Below are 16995 nucleotides of genomic sequence, written 5' to 3' on the forward strand. Positions count from 1 at the left end.
CGCGGGTTCAGGCGATTTCCCGCTCCCGCTGCGACCTTGGTTGCGATGGCGCGGCATCGTTGCTGGCATAGGGAGCGGCATCCTGAGCGGTATAGTGACGCGCCGCCACATCCGGGTGGGAGCGCAGCCGCCCCTTGAGTACGTTTTCTCCTACCTGATAGAAGAGCGGGTTGGTAGGATCGCTCTCCGGCCCTTGCGCCTGCGCCGCCAGCGCTGGGGAGAGGGTGAGCAGCGGCACGGTGGCATCGAGCCGCGCCGCCATAAAGAAGGCGCAGGAGAGGCGAGATACCCCGGGCGGCGGGCTCACCACCCGATGCAGGGTCGCCTTGAGATAACCGTTGGAGGCAAGCTCCAGCAGCTCGCCGATATTGACCACCAGCGCCCCCGGCAGGGGCGGTGCGGAGATCCAGCCATCGGCCGTCTCGACCTCCAACCCTGAGTGATCGTCCTGCATTACCAGGGTCAGGTAGCCGGGATCCTTGTGGGCGCCGACCCCCTGACTGCTGCCGCCCGTCTCTTGTCCCGGGTAGTGAATGAGCTTCATGTGCTGGTAGGGGGCGCCACGGATGCTGTCGTCAAACACCCCGACCGGCTGTTCCAGCACCTCGGCGAAGGCGGCGAGCAGGGTGAGGGTGATATCGCTCAGCCGCTCCTGCCACGCCAGCAGGTGAGATTTCATCTCGGGCAAGGCGGTCGGCCACTGGTTGGGGCCGATCAGCCGCTGCCAGGGTTCACGGATCTGAGCCGAAGGCAGGGCCTGCGCCTCGTTCATGATATCGAACTGCTCCCGCAGATCCGGTCGCTGGCGGGTCAGCTCGGCGCCGACCCGGTTGTAGCCGCGAAAGTGGGGGCTGTTGACCATCTGCACCGCCAGCTTCTCCTGCTCCGGCAGAGCAAAGAAACGCTCTGCCAGCGCCAGGGTTTCCCGTTGTTCGGTCTCGCTCAGACCGTGTCCTGTCAGATAGAAAAAACCGACGTCGCGGGCGGCCGCAGCCAACTTGGCCAGCATAGTGCGACGCAGGTCGGGCACCCCCTTGAGGGCAGCCAGATCGATGATCGGCAGTGATGACTGTTCCATGTACACCTCCTCACTATTTCGTTATCTCTGGCGCCATCTCTTGCACTGCCTCCGCTGTTGGCAGGCCTGATGAGCGGCAAACGGGTGGCGCGACAGCACGTCGGTATGTGCTTGCTGTATGGCGCCATCTGGAATGAGGGTGATGCTACTGTTCGGTGTTATAAGACGGAAACAACAAATTATTCTTAGTTATATACAAAATTCGAAATGGAATTCGGAACTTGATAGGGTGGCTGTTTATTGCGCAGCCGTTGAGTGGGGAAGTGGAATGATGAGCGGAGGAGGGGTAACCAGAGGCAAGCTGCCAGCGGCAAAATGACCAAAACAGAAAATGCCCAAAGCAGAAGGGAGGCTGATGCCTCCCTTGTGGTTTAGCGGTTTTTCACCTGACCGGGGGAACGGGGGAGTGACCGCGAATATCTGGCCTGAATCACCCGTGGTTTTCAGTAACCCAGGGTAAAGCGCTGGCGCAGGTGAGCCGGTTTTTCCGCCTCGTTCAGCACGCCATCGGCCAGATCGCCAACCGTGATCCCGGCAGGTTGTTCGCCACTGAACAGTACCTGATCACCACCGAGGCGATAGCCGCCGCGTTTCTCGCCTGGCTCCAGAAACACCGGGGGAGAGACAAAGCGCCAGTCGAGGGCGGTTTCACGGCGCAGGGCGGTGAGACCGTCACGGGCGGCCAGGGCCCCCTGTTGCCATTCGGTCGGGAATTCCGGGGTATCCACCAGTTGTACGCCGGGAGCAACCTCCAGACTGCCGGCACCACCGACCACCAGCAGCCAGCCATGGATGGCTTTGGTCGCTTCGACGATGGCGCTGGCCCCTTTGAGGTACTGGTCGTAGATATCCGGCGCACTCCAGCCCGGGTTGTAGGCGCTGATCACCCGATCGTGCCCCTTGAGCACCTCGGCCAGCGCCTGAGGGTTCTGGGCATCCACCGCCACGGCAGTGACCTGCGGATGGGCGGCCACCTTGCTGACATCGCGGACGATGGCGGTGACGTGATGGCCGCGGCTGACGGCCTCGTTCAGGATGGCTGAACCGACAAAACCGCTGGCACCGATCAGGGCAATCTTCATGGGAAACTCTCCTTCAATGTTGGAATGGGGCTATCCTACGCCCCCGGATGTGATTTAATAATCACCGCAAAAATGCATTCACTTATAAGCTGGATTTAATAATGGAACAGCTCAGACGTTACGCCATCTTCGCCGCCGTGGTGGAGGCAGGCAGCATGACCGGGGCGGCCAAATCTCTCGGCATGACTCCCTCTGCTGTCAGTCAGCATATCAGCCAGCTGGAGAACCTGCTCGGGCTGACTCTGCTCCATCGCTCTACCCGTCGCCTCAGTCTGACCGAGGCGGGGGAGGTGGTGTGGCAAGGGTGCCGGGCCTTGCAGCAGACCCTGAGCGAGACCGAGCTGCGCCTCTCTGAGGTGCGCGACTCCCTGCTCGGTGAAGTGCGGATCACCGCGCCGGTGGGCATGGCGGGCCAGCCGCTGGCACTGGCGCTCTCGCCGCTGTTGCAGGCCCACCCCGGTCTCACTATCCAGATCATCGCCGACGACGAGAAGCGGGATCTGATTGCCGAGCGGATCGACGTGGCGCTGCGGGTTGGCAGTTTGCCTGACTCGACCCTGGTGGCCCGCAAGCTGGGCCAGACCCGGATGCTGCTGTGTGCCGCGCCCGCCTATCTGGCGCGCAAGGGAACGCCGCGCACCCCCACCGATCTGGCGACCCACGACTGGCTCTGTGGCGAGATGCTGGGCAGCGGCTTGCTGCTGCTGGATGAAAAAGGGGGGGAACACAGGGTGAGGTTCAAGCCCAAGGTGCTTTGCAACAACGTGTTGCCCCTGCGCCAGTTTGCGCTGGCGGGGCAGGGGATCTCGTTGCAGCCGGAAGGCGAAATCAGCGAGGATCTGGCGCAGGGTCGTCTGCTCGAATTGCTGCCCGGTTTTCGGGTCGCACCGATGGAGATCCACGCCATCACCCCGCAGCGGGAGATCCCGGAGAAGGTGCGGCGGGTGGTGGAGGCGCTGCGCAGCTATTTCGGCACGACGCTGTCGGTCTGAGGACCACTTGGACCGCCGTCAGGACGAGGATCCGTGCTGGCTGTTGCTCACCGTTAAGTCGGCTTAAATCGAGCAGACGGTTCGCACCTGCTGCTTGAGCCAGTTCAGTCCCGCATCCTGATTGGAACTCTTGTGCCAGCTCATGTAGACCGGGCAATCCTCCGAGAGCCAGGGGAGGGGGTAGCTGGCCAAGTCCAGGGTATGACCCAGCATCTCCATATGCCACTGGCTGGCGACGCAGAGCCAGTCGGTACGACTCACCAGATGAAGGGCCGTGAGCAGGGAGTCGCTCTCGTAGGCGATCTGGCGCGGGGGCAGCGGCGCCTTGGTCAGGGTGTTGAGCAGCAGGTTGTCGAGCCGTCTGGCCTGCAGCACCACATGCTTCTCGTTGAAGAAGGCGGTCATGTCGGGGGCCTGGCGGATCCTCGGGTGATCCTTGCGGCAGGCGATGCGCAGGGCTTGCGACATGATCTGCTCGTTTTCGATCCCCTGCTCTGCCATCGGTTTGGTTGCCAGCACCAGATCCACGCTGTGCAGATAGAGGCTGTTCTGGCGCAGGGCTTCGTCCTGCACCTGGGTATTCCACTCCAGTTGGCAGTTGGGGGCCTGGGTCTGCAGCAGGTGGTTGAGTTCGGGCAGGAAGAAGATGTCGATATCGGGCACCCCCGCGATGCGGAAGGTGCGTCGGCTGGTATGGGGGTCAAAGAGATCGGTGCGTTGCAGGCTGCGCTCCATGTCGTGCAGCGGCACCATGATCTCGTGGTGCAGGCTCAGTGCTCGCGCCGTGGGGGTAATGCCGCGCCCCTGCCGCACAAACAGCGGCTCGCCCACCAGCGCAGTCAGACGGCTGATGGCTTGACTGATGGCGGAGGGGGTCATCTCCATCATCTCGGCCGCCGTGGTGACGCCGCCATAGCGGATCACGGCATCAAGGACGCGAAAGAGATTGAGATCGACTTGAGACATGGCGGCTACCGTTAAGCAAAATTAAAGTATCAGGATACTGATCTGCCTCTTGTCAGGCCAGCATTGCCTGCCACTGCTGTGATTTATTCCGCGCTCCAACCATCCCCCATCTTGCCGCGAATGCGTGCGAACAGGCTCTGCAGGCAGGCTTGATCCCGATCGGCGGCCCGCACCGCGCCGTACATATGGCGACGAATACCGCTGCCGAGGGGGCGGGCGCAGAGCATCCCCTGTCTGACAAACTCGTCGCTGGCCCAGCGCGGCAGGGCGGCGACGCCAAGGCCGGCGGCGGCCATCTGCAGCATCACCGAGGTGTTGTCCACCGGCTTGCAGCGGGCGGGCTCCACCCCGGCGGGCTGCAAAAAGCGGCTGAAGATATCCATGCGGCTGCGCTCCACCGGATAGACCAGCAGCACCTCAGGCCCCAGATCGCCCGGCTCGATGCGACTCTGGTGGCAGAGGGGGTGATCCGGCGCCATCACCAGGGTGAGATCGAAGGCAAACAGCGGCTCGAAGTGGAGATCGCCGCGCGCCTGCACGTCCGAGGTGAGCAGCAGGTCGAGCTGGCCGCCGAGCAGGGCATTGATGGCATCAAAGCCCGGCACCGATTCTACCTCCAGATCCACCCCTGGCCACTGGCGGCGAAACTCGGGCAACAGTGGCAGCAGCCACTGAATGCAGCTGTGGCAATCGAGCGCCAGATGCAGCCTGCCCGCATCGCCGCTCTGCAGGGCCTGCAGTTGCTTCTCGGTCTGGGCCAGGGCGGGCAACACCTGACGGGCGAGGGCGAGCAGCTGGCTGCCTGCCGCGGTCAGCACCAGCGGGCGGCTTTTGCGCAGGTAGAGCTCCAGATTGAGGCGGGTCTCCAGCTCTTTGAGCTGGTGGGAGAGGGCGGACTGGGTGAGGTTGAGGGTCAGCGCCGCACCGGCCAGCGAGCCCTGCTCGGCCAGCGCGGTCAATGTTTTCAAGTGTTTGATCTCTATCCCTGAATTGCTTGGCACTGCCATAAGATGGCTCCTTGTGAGATTGCGTATGGTGCTGATGTTGCTGGCAGCGATGGCATGGCTTTGCTGTTAGCCTTCTGCGCGCCTTGATCCTGCCTTCTTACTCCTGTGCTTCTTGCACCTGCGCTTCTTAACTCTTGTAAAAACGGGCCTCTGTATCCTTGCGGTGAACCTTGCCTGCGGTCAGTTGAGGATTCTTTGAGAGCCAGTTGAAGAGGATTCAATAGCCAGCGTCACCTTATCTTGTCATTTTGGATGTGTAAACATCTGGATGGCTAAATCATCCAGTTTCCCATCAGATGAATGAGCATAAGGAAATGAACCTATGACACGCGCACACACCCTGGGCTTCCCCCGTATCGGCGCCAAGCGTGAGCTGAAATTTGCCCTCGAATCCTACTGGCGTGGCGAGACCACTCAGGCCGAACTCGTTGCCGTGGGTAAGACGCTGCGTGAGCGCCACTGGCAGGCCCAATATGCTGCCGGGGTCAATCTGCTGCCGGTGGGGGATTTTGCCTGGTACGATCAGGTGCTCGGTACCAGCCTGCTGGTGGATGCGGTGCCTGCCCGTCACCGTCATGGCGAGACCGACCTCGACACCCTGTTCCGGGTGGCCCGTGGTCGTGCGCCGACTGGCCCATCTGCCGCCGCCGCCGAGATGACCAAATGGTTCAACACCAACTACCACTATCTGGTACCGGAATTCAGCCGTGACCAGCGCTTCAAGCTGGGCTGGAGCCAGTTGTTTGACGAGGTCGAAGAGGCCAAAGCGCTGGGGCTGCCAGTCAAGGCGGTGCTGTTGGGGCCAATCTCCTACCTGTGGCTCGGCAAGGAGAAAGAGAGCGGCTTCTCTCGCCTTGAACTGCTCGATCGCCTGCTGATCGTCTATCAGGAGATCCTGGCCAAACTGGCCGCTCAGGGGGTGGAGTGGGTGCAGATCGACGAACCGGCGCTGACGCTGGACTTGCCGGATGAGTGGCGTCTGGCCTATCTCAACGCCTACGAGCGCCTCGCGGGCCCCTGCAAGCTGCTGCTCACCACCTATTTCGGCTCGGTGGCCCATCAGCGCGACATCATCACCAGCCTCAAGGTGGATGGCCTGCATCTGGATCTGGTGGCCGCCCCCGAACAGCTGGAGACACTGGTACCGCATCTGCCCGCCCAGTGGGTCATCTCCGCCGGGGTGATCAACGGCCGTAACGTCTGGCGTGCCAATCTGGCCAAGCTGGCGCCGACCCTGAAATCGCTGAAAGCCAAACTCGGCGAGCGGCTCTGGGTGGCCTCATCTTGCTCATTGCTGCATAGCCCGGTGGATTTGACCCTGGAGCAGGAGCTGGATCCCCAGACCCGCAGCTGGTTCGCCTTCGCTTTGCAAAAATGTTTCGAGCTGGGACTGCTCAGAGAGTATCTGGATGTGGGCGAGCTCGACAAAATCACCGCCTACAGCCAGCCCATCGTCGACCGGGAGTCCGACAGCCGGGTACACAAGCGCGCGGTGCAATCCCGTCTGGCCAGCCTTACCAACAGCGATTTTGATCGCCACAGTCCCTATCCGGTCAGGGCCGAGCTGCAGCGCTCAGATCTCAAGCTGCCGCTGCTGCCCACCACCACCATTGGCTCCTTCCCGCAGACCTCGCAGATCCGGGTATTGCGGCAAGATTGGCGCGCCGGTCGCATCGATGACAGCGCCTACGAGGCGGGCATTCAGGCCGAGATCCGCGATGCCATCGAGCGTCAGGCGGCGATCGGGCTGGACGTGCTGGTACACGGCGAGGCCGAGCGCAACGACATGGTGGAGTATTTCGGTGAACAGCTGGATGGCTTTGCCATCACCCGCTTCGGTTGGGTACAGAGCTATGGCTCTCGCTGTGTCAAGCCGCCGGTGATCACCCGCGATATCGACCGCCCGACCCCCATGACGCTGGCGTGGACCCAGTTTGCCCAGAGCCTGACCGACAAGCCGGTCAAGGGGATGCTGACGGGCCCGGTGACCATCCTCTGCTGGTCCTTCCCGCGGGAAGACGTGAGCCGCGAGCAGTCCGCCCTGCAAATCGGGCTGGCCATTCGCGACGAGGTGGCGGATCTGGAAGCCGCTGGCATCAAGATCATCCAGATCGACGAACCGGCGATCCGCGAAGGCTTGCCGCTGCGCAAACAGGATCATCAGGCCTATCTCGACTGGGCGGTGCGCGCCTTCCGTCTGAGCGCCAGCCCGGTGGCGGACAGCACCCAGATCCACACCCACATGTGCTACAGCGACTTCAACCTCATCATCGAGGCGGTGGCGGCGCTGGATGCGGACGTGATCACCATCGAGACCAGCCGTAGTCAGATGCAGCTGCTCGAAGCGTTCGAGCGCTTCAACTACCCCAACGAGATTGGCCCGGGTGTCTATGACATTCACTCACCGAACGTGCCGAGTCAGAGCTGGATTGAGGGGTTGCTGCGCAAGGCGGCCAAACAGATCCCGGCCGAGCGGCTGTGGGTCAATCCGGATTGCGGCCTCAAGACCCGCGGCTGGGAAGAGACGGAGGCCGCGCTCAAGGTGATGGTCAATGCCACCAGGGCGCTGCGGGCCGAGCTGGCGTAACCAGCAGGCTTTGACCGCCATCGATAAGGTGGCGTGCTGACAAGCTAACGAGAGAGGGGAAGCCACTGCTTCCCCTCTCTTTTTTCGTTGGCCACTTTTTCCACTGGATCCTGAACCTTGCCGCAGCCTGCTTTGCACTAGGCTCAGAGTGGACAGAGGTGGATGGAGTGGCGGCCATGAGAGTCAGTCTGGGGAGCGCAATCTTGTGGGGATTGCTGATGTGGCAGAGTGCCTTGGCAGCGCCAGCTCCCGAGTTGAAAATGGCCTATTTTGACGACTTCGCCCCATATTCGTGGCGTGACGAACAGGGCAAGATGCGCGGGCTGATGATCGATGTGATGGATCGGGTGGCGGCGCAGATGGGGCTGCGGGTGCGCCACGAAGGCTATCCGTGGCAACGGGCGCAAAAAATGGTGCTGATGGCGCAGGCAGATGGCTTCGTGACTGTCGCCACACTGGAGCGGCGCACTTATACCCTGATGGTGGATGAGCCAGTCACATCGACGATCATGACGATATTTACTCAGCTTGGTCACCCCCGGATGGCGGAATTTCAGCAAGCCAGCCGCTTGAGCGACCTCAAGACGTTCACCTTTCTCGACTATCTGGGCAACGGCTGGGGCAAGGAGAATCTGGCCGGTTTCACCGTTCATCACACCATCAACGTCGATAACGTCTTCAAAATGCTGGCGGCGGGTCGGGGCGATCTGATGGTGACCGATCCACTGGTGGCACGCTTCAAACTCAACCAGCTGGGGTTGTCCGGGCTGGTGGTCGAGGTGCCACTGCGACTCGCCTCGACCCCGTTCAACCTCTGCATTGGCAAACACTCCCGCTTTAATACCCGGGTGAATGAATTCAACCGGGTACTGCAACAGTTGCGGCAAAGTGGTGAGTTGGCTCGTATCGAAGCGCGCTATCGTTGATGCGCTGCTGCCATCTGCTGTTTTTCCACTGCGTGTCTATCTCGGCGTCATATCGGCGATGGTTGCCCAGAAGGCATCGATCAAGGGCCCCTTGCTGTGGGGCGGACGAATAAGCCCGATAGTCCAGCAGGCTTCGCCATCTCTCAGAGGGAGGGTGAGCACATCCGGATGCTCGATGGTGGTGGAGGAGGGCACCAGGGTCCAGGCTATCTCGGCGGCCGCGGTGGCGACCCCGGCGGCGAAGTCGTTGACGTACTGGATATCGCGAAAACGCAGTCCACTCTGGGCCAGATAGTTCATCAGGTGATCGTAAAACGATGGCGCCTTGTCCCGACGCAGGATCGCCAGCGGCTTGTCCACCAGATCCGCCAACTCCCTCACACCGCGGTAGCTGGCGGGCAGCACGGCGACGAAGTGGGCCTCGACCACCGGCAGGGCGTGCCACCCCTTGGGGGCGGGCAGGCGGCAAAAACCCAGATCCAGCTTGCCTTCACTGAGCGCCAGCAGCTGGTGGTGGGTGGAGAGATCGTTGAGCTCTATGGTCACTTGCGGTCGCTCGGCACGAAAGCGGGCGATGGCGGCGGGCACCAGGATCTTGGTGGCCACGCCAAAGCCGATGCGCAGGGTACCGACGTTGCCCGCCAGCACGTCGCGGGCGGTGCGCGAGAGCTGCTCGCTCTGGACGACCACGGCGCGGGCATCCTCATACAGCGCCCTGCCCAGTCCGGTCAGGCGGGTGGTGCTGGCGTTGCGCTCGAACAGTTCGCCACCGAGCTCCTCCTCCAGCCGCCTGATCTGTTTGCTGAGGGCCGACTGGGTAACATGCTGGCGCACCGCCGCCTGGCCGAAGTGCAATACCTCCCCCAGAGTGACGAAGGCTTTCAGATCCCGTAGCTCCACAGCGGCTCCTTTCATTCCTGTCAGGAATGTTGAGTGGTCATATTTGTCATTGGACGGAATTTTAGAAGTATTGGATGCTGATGCCAATTCATTTCGGGCGCCCCAACTTGGGGGAGCTAAGTTATCAGAGATGGCTGACACCATCAGCGCAGAAGGAGCAACACCAGATGCATCACCACAAGTTCAACGACTTCCCGAGCGATTTTCTGTGGGGCGCCGCCTCCGCCGCCTATCAGGTGGAGGGGGGCTGGAATGCCGATGGCAAGGGGCCCTCGGTGTGGGATCTCTTCACCAAGCTGCCGGGCAAGACCTTTGAGGGGAGTAACGGCGATGTGGCGGTGGATCACTACCACCGCATGGAGGAGGACGTGGCGCTGATGGCCGAGATGGGGCTCAAGGCTTACCGCTTCTCGGTGAGCTGGCCGCGTATCTACCCGACCGGTCGGGGCGAGGTGAACGAGGCGGGTCTGGCCTTTTATGAGAAACTGATCGACACCCTCTTGGCCCATAAGATCGAGCCGGTGCTCACCCTCTACCACTGGGACTTGCCGCAAGCGCTGCAAGATGAGTACGGCGGCTGGGAAGACCGACGGATCATCGCCGATTTCGAGCGCTACTGCGTGACCCTCTATCAGCGCTTTGCCAACAAGGTGAAGTACTGGGTGTCGCTTAACGAGCAGAACTACAACCTGACCAACGCCTATCAGCTCGGCACCCATCCGCCTGCCGTGCAGGACCGCAAGCGCTTCTTCGCCGCCAACCACATCGCCTTTCTGGCCAATGCCCGGGTGATCAAGGCGTTTCGTCAGCATGTGCCGAATGGCTTGATTGGCCCGAGCTTTGCCTACTCCCCTGCCTATCCGGCGTCATGCGACCCGAAAGATATGCTGGCTTACGAGAACGCCGAGGAGTTCAACAACCTCTGGTGGCTGGATGCCTACTGCTTTGGCCGTTATCCCCAGGCGGCGCTCGCTTACTTGCGAGAAAACGGTGAGGCGCCGGAGATCCTGCCGGGCGATCTGGAGCTGCTGCGCGAAGGCACGCCCGACTACATCGGCGTCAACTACTACTACACCCTGACCTATACCGATAACCCCCTGGGCGGTCAGACCCTGCAGCGGATCAACACCACCGGCAAGAAGGGCACCACGCCATCGAGCGGCATTCCCGGCCTCTACAAGACGGCGCCCAACCCGCATCTGGAGACCAGCAACTGGGACTGGGCCATCGATCCGACCGGGATGCGCATCGCCCTGCGTCGCCTCTCTTCCCGCTATGGTCTGCCGCTGATGATCACCGAGAACGGCCTCGGCGAGTTCGACAAGCTGGAGGCGGGCGACAAGGTGAACGATGAGTACCGCATTGACTATCTGCGCAGCCACGTCAAGGCGTGTCAGGAGGCAATGCAGGACGGGGTGGAGCTGCTCGGCTACTGCGCCTGGTCGTTCACCGACATTTTGAGTTGGCTCAACGGCTATCAGAAGCGCTACGGCTTCGTCTATGTGGAGCGTGACGAGCAGGGGGGCTCCCTTCGCCGGATCAAGAAAGCGAGCTTCCATTGGTACAGCCAGGTGATCGCCAGCCAGGGCAAGCAGCTCTGACGGTTTATCGCGCCGCGTAACCAGCGGGCCCGGGTAATCCCCGGGCCCGCTCTGTTTGTGGCGGGGGAGAGGGCGCAACCCCACTAATCTCCGTGCGACTCATCCCTGTTTGCTGATTTTTGTCCTGCCAAAGCCGCCGACCCCTGCTATTATCTGCGGCCGAACATGAGCCAATAAAAATCAGGATATTGTGATGACTGACCACACGTTTATTCCCGGCAAGGACGCGGCGCTGGAAGACTCCATCGAACGCTTCCAGACCAAGCTGCAAGCCCTGGGGTTTGATATCGAAGAGGCCTCCTGGCTCAACCCCGTGCCGAACGTCTGGTCGGTGCATATTCGGGACAAGGAGTGCGCCCTCTGCTTCACCAACGGCAAGGGTGCCAGCAAGAAGGCGGCTCTCGCCTCCGCTCTAGGCGAATATTTCGAGCGTCTCTCCACCAACTACTTCTTCGCCGACTTCTATCTGGGCGAGCAGGTTGCCAACGGTGATTTCGTGCACTACCCGAACGAGAAGTGGTTCCCCATCGAGGGTGACCAGTTCCCGGCCGGTCTGCTCGACAGCTTCACTCGCAAGTTCTACAACCCGGACGGTGAAGTGACCGCCGACATGCTGGTGGATCTGCAGTCAAACAACGAAGAGCGCGGTATCGTCGCGCTGCCGTTCGAGCGCCAGTCCGATCACCAGACCGTCTATATCCCGATGAACATCATCGGCAACCTCTATGTCTCCAACGGCATGAGTGCCGGCAACACCCGCACCGAAGCGCGCACTCAGGCGCTCTCCGAAGTGTTCGAGCGCCACGTGAAGAACAAGATCATCGCCGAGGCCCTGAGCCTGCCGCTGATCCCGGACGAGGTGATTGCCCGTTATCCGGGGATCGCCGCCTCCATCGCCGCGCTGGAAGCCGAAGGCTTCCCCATTTGCAGCTTCGATGCCTCCCTGGGTGGCCGCTATCCGGTCATCTGCGTGGTGCTGCTCAACCCGAGCAACGGCACCTGCTTTGCCTCCTTCGGTGCCCATCCGCGCTTCGAAGTGGCCTTCGAGCGTACCGTCACCGAGCTGCTGCAGGGCCGTGGTCTCAAGGATCTCGACGTGTTCGTGCCGCCGTCATTCGACAACGAGCAGGTAGCGGATCACCACAACCTCGAGACCCACTTCATCGACTCCTCGGGCCTTATCAGCTGGGATCTGTTCAAGCAGGATGCGGACTTCGAGTTTGCCGACTGGGATTTTCGTGGCACCTCGCAGGAGGAGTTCGATCACCTGATCGGCATCTTCCACGAGCTGGAGCAGCCGGTCTATATCGCCGACTACGAGCATCTGGGGGTCTACGCCTGCCGCATTCTGGTGCCGGGTATGTCCGACATCTATCCGGCCGAAGATCTGCTGCTGGCCAACAACAACATGGGCGCCAACCTGCGTGAAGTGATCCTGGCGCTGCCATCACTGGAGTGGGATGCCGAGCAGTACATGGCGTTGTTTGATCAACTGGATGAAGAGGGGCACGACGAGCGCACCCGGGTGCGCGAGCTGCTGGGTATCGCTGCCGCCAAGGGCACAGCTCTGCATACCCTGCGTGTTGGCGAGCTGAAAGCCATGTTGGCGCTGGCTGCCGGTGAGCTGGAGACGGCGATGGATCTCATCGACTGGACCATGGAGTTCAACCAGTCAGTGTTCACTGCCGAGCGAGCCAGCTACTACCGCGCCCTGCGTGCCTGCGTCGAGCTGTTCCTCGACGAGGAGCGGGATCCGGAGCAGTATCGCGCCGTCTTTACCCGCATGTATGGCGAAGAGACGCTGGCCCAGGCATGGGCCAACGCCAGTGGCGAAGCTCGCTTCCACGGGCTGGAGGCGGCCGACTTGTCACTCTCCCAGTTCCCGCTGCACCAGAAGCTGCTGGCGGCCTACGAGAAGCTGCAAAAAGCCAAGCGAGCCCATCACTGGGCGTGATCGTTGCTGTAAAGGAAGGGGCCGTGTGGCCCCTTCTGTTTATCGTGCGGCAAGGCACGGGTTTGTTATTCAAAGATGAAATAAAAAACAAAAAATACCCCTAATGGGGTTGATGACAGGGCAGGGGATGTGCAACCGGACTGCAAAGATATCTTGCCAATACCTGCTTTACGTGCATACCAATAAATTCTTTAAAATCATTGTATTAAAAACGTGGCATTTCTGTTTCAGCTGAAACCTGGTGTAAACTGGCGCAGCCGTTGCACTAAAATATTTGTAGTAAAATTACATTCGCAGTCTGATAAACTTGATCAATGTCAATTTTGGCCATTTGGGCCTTTGTTATGATTTCAACAGGCAAAACATTCAGGTAGAAAATAATTGAAAGCTGAATCCCCATTCGATTGTCTCAAGCCCGAAGCCATCGCTGCACTGGCTGAAGACATCACCTATGCCAAGGCCACCAAGCCGGCATACAAGGTCATTCCACTGGCCATCACCGCAGGCGCTTTCATCGCCATCGCGTTTATCTTCTACATCACAGTCACGACCGGTTCCGGCTCTATGTCCTGGGGCATGGCCAAGCTGGTTGGTGGTCTCTGTTTCTCCCTCGGTCTTATTCTGTGTGTGCTGCTCGGTGCCGAGCTGTTCACCTCCACCACCCTGACGCTGGTGGCCAAGGCCGCCAATCGCATCAGCTGGGCACAACTGCTCAAGAACTGGGGTCTGGTTTACTTCGGTAACCTGATCGGTGGTCTGCTGATGGTTGGCCTCATCATCATGTCGGCGGAATACACCGCGGCGGATGGTCAGTGGGGCCTCAATGCCCTGAAAGTGGCCCAACACAAAATTCACCACACCTTCTTCGAAGCGGTGGCGCTGGGTATCCTCTGTAACCTGATGGTGTGTCTTGCTGCCTGGATGGCCTTCGGTGCCCGCAGCGCGACTGACAAGGTAGTCGTCATGCTGCTGCCGGTTGCCATGTTCGTTGCCGCAGGTTTCGAGCACAGCATCGCAAACATGTTTATGATTCCGGTTGGTATCGCTATCCACAGCGTGGCTAGTCCGGAATTTTGGCAGGCCATCGGCCAGGATCCGGCAACCTTCGCCGACCTGACCGTATCCAACTTCGTCCTACACAACCTCATCCCTGTTACCATCGGCAATATCATCGGTGGTGGCGTGATGGTTGGTCTGACTTACTGGTTTATCTTCCGTCGTCATCATTAAGGATGATTTCGGGATACTACATCAATACCGTGTGAGGTAATGAAAAATGGCAGAACTTAACGAACAGTTCCAAAAAGCATGGGAAGGCTTCGCGGCCGGTGAATGGCAGACCTCTGTCAACACCCGTGACTTCATCCAGAAGAACTACACCCCGTATGAAGGTGACGAGTCCTTCCTGGCTGGCGCGACCGAAGCAACCACCAAGCTGTGGGACAAGGTCATGGAAGGGATCAAAATCGAGAACCGCACTCATGCGCCGGTCGATTTTGATACTGACCTGCCCTCCACCATTACCGCACACGATGCCGGTTATATCGATCAGAGCCTGGAGCAGATCGTTGGTCTGCAGACTGACAAGCCGCTGAAGCGCGCCATCATCGCCAACGGCGGTATCAAGATGGTCAAGACTTCTTGCGAAGTGTACGGTCGTCAACTGGACCCGATGGTCGAGAAGATCTTCACCGAGTACCGCAAGACTCACAACCAGGGCGTGTTTGACGTTTACACCAAAGACATCCTGAACTGCCGCAAGTCTGGTGTTATCACCGGTCTGCCGGATGCCTACGGCCGTGGCCGTATCATCGGTGACTACCGTCGTGTCGCTCTGTACGGTATCGACTTCCTGATGGCCGACAAACTGGCCCAGTTCAAGTCCCTGCAAGCTGACCTGGAAAACGGCGTCAACCTGGAAGCCACCATCCGTCTGCGCGAAGAGATCTCCGAGCAGCACCGTGCCCTGGCACAGATGAAGGTGATGGCTGCCAAGTACGGTTGCGATATCTCCGTACCGGCCAAGAACGCCAAAGAAGCCGTACAGTGGACCTACTTCGCCTACCTGGCGGCAGTCAAGTCCCAGAACGGTGCCGCCATGTCCTTCGGTCGTACCTCCAGCTTCCTGGACGTGTACATCGAGCGTGACCTGAAGAAAGGCCTGATCACCGAGCAAGAAGCCCAGGAGCTGATGGACCACATGGTCATGAAGCTGCGTATGGTTCGCTTCCTGCGTACCCCGGAATACGATTCACTGTTCTCCGGCGACCCGATGTGGGCGACCGAGACCCTGGCTGGTATGGGCGTTGATGGCCGTACCCTGGTCACCAAGAACAGCTTCCGTATGCTGAACACCCTGTACACCATGGGCCCGTCCCCTGAGCCGAACCTGACCATCCTGTGGTCCGAGAAGCTGCCGGTCGGTTTCAAGAAGTACTGCGCCAAGGTATCCATCGAGACCTCTTCTGTTCAGTACGAGAACGATGACCTGATGCGTCCGGACTTCAACAACGATGACTACGCCATCGCTTGCTGTGTGTCCCCGATGGTGATTGGTAAGCAGATGCAGTTCTTCGGTGCTCGTGCCAACCTGGCCAAGACCATGCTGTATGCAATCAACGGCGGTATCGACGAGAAGCTCAAGATCCAGGTCGGTCCTAAAACTGACAAGGTGACCTCCGAGTTCCTGGACTATGATGATGTCATGTCTCGTCTGGATAGCTTCATGGATTGGCTGGCCAAGCAGTACGTTGCTGCACTGAACATCATCCACTACATGCACGACAAGTACAGCTACGAAGCCTCTCTGATGGCGCTGCACGACCGTGACGTATATCGCACCATGGCGTGTGGTATCGCGGGTCTGTCCGTAGCCGCTGACTCCCTGTCTGCTATCAAGTACGCCAAGGTCAAGCCGGTTCGTGACGAAGATGGCGTTGCCATCGACTTCGAAATCGACGGTGAATACCCGCAGTTCGGTAACAACGACGCTCGCGTCGATGACATCGCCTGTGACCTGGTTGAGCGCTTCATGAAGAAAATTCAGAAGCTGAACACCTACCGTGGTGCTGTTGCTACCCAGTCTGTTCTGACCATCACCTCCAACGTGGTATATGGCAAGAAGACCGGTAACACTCCGGATGGCCGCCGTTCAGGTGCTCCGTTCGGCCCGGGTGCAAACCCGATGCACGGTCGTGACCAGAAGGGTGCAGTTGCTTCCCTGACTTCCGTTGCCAAGCTGCCGTTCGCTTACGCTAAAGATGGTATCTCCTATACCTTCTCCATCGTTCCGAACGCGCTGGGTAAAGATATGGAAGCCCAGAAAGCCAACCTGGCTGGCCTGATGGACGGTTACTTCCATCACGAGTCCAACCTGGAAGGTGGTCAGCACCTGAACGTTAACGTGATGAACCGTGAAATGCTGCTGGACGCCATGGAAAACCCGGAGAAATATCCGCAGTTGACCATTCGTGTATCCGGTTATGCTGTTCGCTTCAACTCTTTGACCAAAGAGCAACAGCAAGACGTCATCACCCGTACCTTCACCGCTTCTCTGTAATCGAGACGCAGTGAGCAAAAACCGGCGCCAAGGCGCCGGTTTTTTTATGCGTGCGATTCACTCCGACCAAGGCAGACAATACGGCAGCAGGGCATTTCGGTAACGACTGTGGCGCTATCGCATGACCCAGTGCATGAGTCGTCGTGGTAACTGCTGGGATACCACAACCGGCGGCGTCCACATCAACACAATGACGGGATACCGCTAGCAAAAGCCGAGGTTCGACCTAACCAAGTGTCCGGATTTAGTTGACCACTACACTTGAAGTCGGCAGAGGGTCATGGGTAATCAAGTAGTTTTTATATCTGGGGTCACAAGTTGCCGGTGAGGTGTAGTTCCGGGT

At 59.9% G+C, this 16995-nt stretch carries 12 protein-coding genes and 1 pseudogene; 8 read left to right on the forward strand and 5 right to left on the reverse strand.

Annotated elements, in window-relative coordinates; translation table 11 throughout:
* Positions 1 to 7: 7 nt before the first annotated feature.
* Both I6G90_RS03750 and I6G90_RS03755 read right to left on the reverse strand, forming a co-directional pair.
* Positions 8 to 1078 carry an isopenicillin N synthase family dioxygenase gene (locus tag I6G90_RS03750; protein ID WP_232254403.1) on the reverse strand — a complete coding sequence of 357 codons (1071 nt, stop codon included), beginning with the start codon at positions 1076 to 1078 and terminating at the stop codon, positions 8 to 10.
* A 443-nt stretch (positions 1079 to 1521) separates the two neighbouring features.
* Complete coding sequence (locus I6G90_RS03755; RefSeq protein ID WP_042062268.1) at positions 1522 to 2160, reverse strand: NAD(P)-dependent oxidoreductase; 639 nt, start codon at positions 2158 to 2160, stop codon at positions 1522 to 1524.
* A 101-nt stretch (positions 2161 to 2261) separates the two neighbouring features.
* Here I6G90_RS03755 and I6G90_RS03760 point away from each other — a divergent pair, with 101 nt between their 5' ends.
* Positions 2262 to 3152: a LysR family transcriptional regulator gene (locus I6G90_RS03760; RefSeq protein WP_042062269.1), complete on the forward strand. Its 891-nt coding sequence runs from the start codon at positions 2262 to 2264 to the stop codon at positions 3150 to 3152.
* A 63-nt stretch (positions 3153 to 3215) separates the two neighbouring features.
* Here I6G90_RS03760 and I6G90_RS03765 read toward each other — a convergent pair whose 3' ends face one another.
* Both I6G90_RS03765 and I6G90_RS03770 read right to left on the reverse strand, forming a co-directional pair.
* Positions 3216 to 4118, reverse strand: a complete 903-nt coding sequence (locus tag I6G90_RS03765; protein ID WP_139405969.1) for a LysR family transcriptional regulator — start codon at positions 4116 to 4118, stop codon at positions 3216 to 3218.
* Between the two features lie 83 nt (positions 4119 to 4201).
* On the reverse strand, positions 4202 to 5125 hold the full coding sequence (locus I6G90_RS03770) for a LysR substrate-binding domain-containing protein (protein ID WP_058051621.1): 924 nt from the start codon (positions 5123 to 5125) through the stop codon (positions 4202 to 4204).
* A gap of 322 nt (positions 5126 to 5447) precedes the next feature.
* On the opposite strand from I6G90_RS03770, the gene metE reads away from it, so the two are divergent.
* Complete coding sequence (gene metE / locus I6G90_RS03775) at positions 5448 to 7712, forward strand: 5-methyltetrahydropteroyltriglutamate--homocysteine S-methyltransferase (protein WP_197929796.1); 2265 nt, start codon at positions 5448 to 5450, stop codon at positions 7710 to 7712.
* Between the two features lie 176 nt (positions 7713 to 7888).
* Positions 7889 to 8638 carry a substrate-binding periplasmic protein gene (locus tag I6G90_RS03780; RefSeq protein ID WP_197929797.1) on the forward strand — a complete coding sequence of 250 codons (750 nt, stop codon included), beginning with the start codon at positions 7889 to 7891 and terminating at the stop codon, positions 8636 to 8638.
* A gap of 36 nt (positions 8639 to 8674) precedes the next feature.
* Here I6G90_RS03780 and I6G90_RS03785 read toward each other — a convergent pair whose 3' ends face one another.
* Positions 8675 to 9538 (reverse strand): LysR family transcriptional regulator, encoded by an 864-nt coding sequence (locus I6G90_RS03785; protein WP_197929798.1) that lies wholly within the window; start codon positions 9536 to 9538, stop codon positions 8675 to 8677.
* A gap of 167 nt (positions 9539 to 9705) precedes the next feature.
* Between I6G90_RS03785 and I6G90_RS03790 the strand changes: the two genes are divergently transcribed.
* The 5 genes and pseudogenes from I6G90_RS03790 to I6G90_RS03810 form a co-directional block, all read left to right on the forward strand.
* Positions 9706 to 11139: a glycoside hydrolase family 1 protein gene (locus I6G90_RS03790; RefSeq protein ID WP_197929799.1), complete on the forward strand. Its 1434-nt coding sequence runs from the start codon at positions 9706 to 9708 to the stop codon at positions 11137 to 11139.
* Between the two features lie 193 nt (positions 11140 to 11332).
* On the forward strand, positions 11333 to 13093 hold the full coding sequence (ycaO, locus tag I6G90_RS03795; RefSeq protein ID WP_197929800.1) for a 30S ribosomal protein S12 methylthiotransferase accessory factor YcaO: 1761 nt from the start codon (positions 11333 to 11335) through the stop codon (positions 13091 to 13093).
* 381 nt (positions 13094 to 13474) lie between these two features.
* Positions 13475 to 14323 (forward strand): formate transporter FocA, encoded by an 849-nt coding sequence (gene focA, locus I6G90_RS03800; RefSeq protein WP_042062281.1) that lies wholly within the window; start codon positions 13475 to 13477, stop codon positions 14321 to 14323.
* Positions 14324 to 14369: 46 nt separating this feature from the next.
* Positions 14370 to 16652 (forward strand): formate C-acetyltransferase, encoded by a 2283-nt coding sequence (pflB, locus tag I6G90_RS03805; RefSeq protein WP_042062283.1) that lies wholly within the window; start codon positions 14370 to 14372, stop codon positions 16650 to 16652.
* 58 nt (positions 16653 to 16710) lie between these two features.
* A pseudogene (locus I6G90_RS03810) lies at positions 16711 to 16904 on the forward strand (IS3 family transposase); the annotation flags it as partial.
* Between the last annotated feature and the right edge of the window lie 91 nt (positions 16905 to 16995).

The organism is Aeromonas allosaccharophila (assembly GCF_016026615.1).
GTDB lineage: Bacteria > Pseudomonadota > Gammaproteobacteria > Enterobacterales > Aeromonadaceae > Aeromonas > Aeromonas allosaccharophila.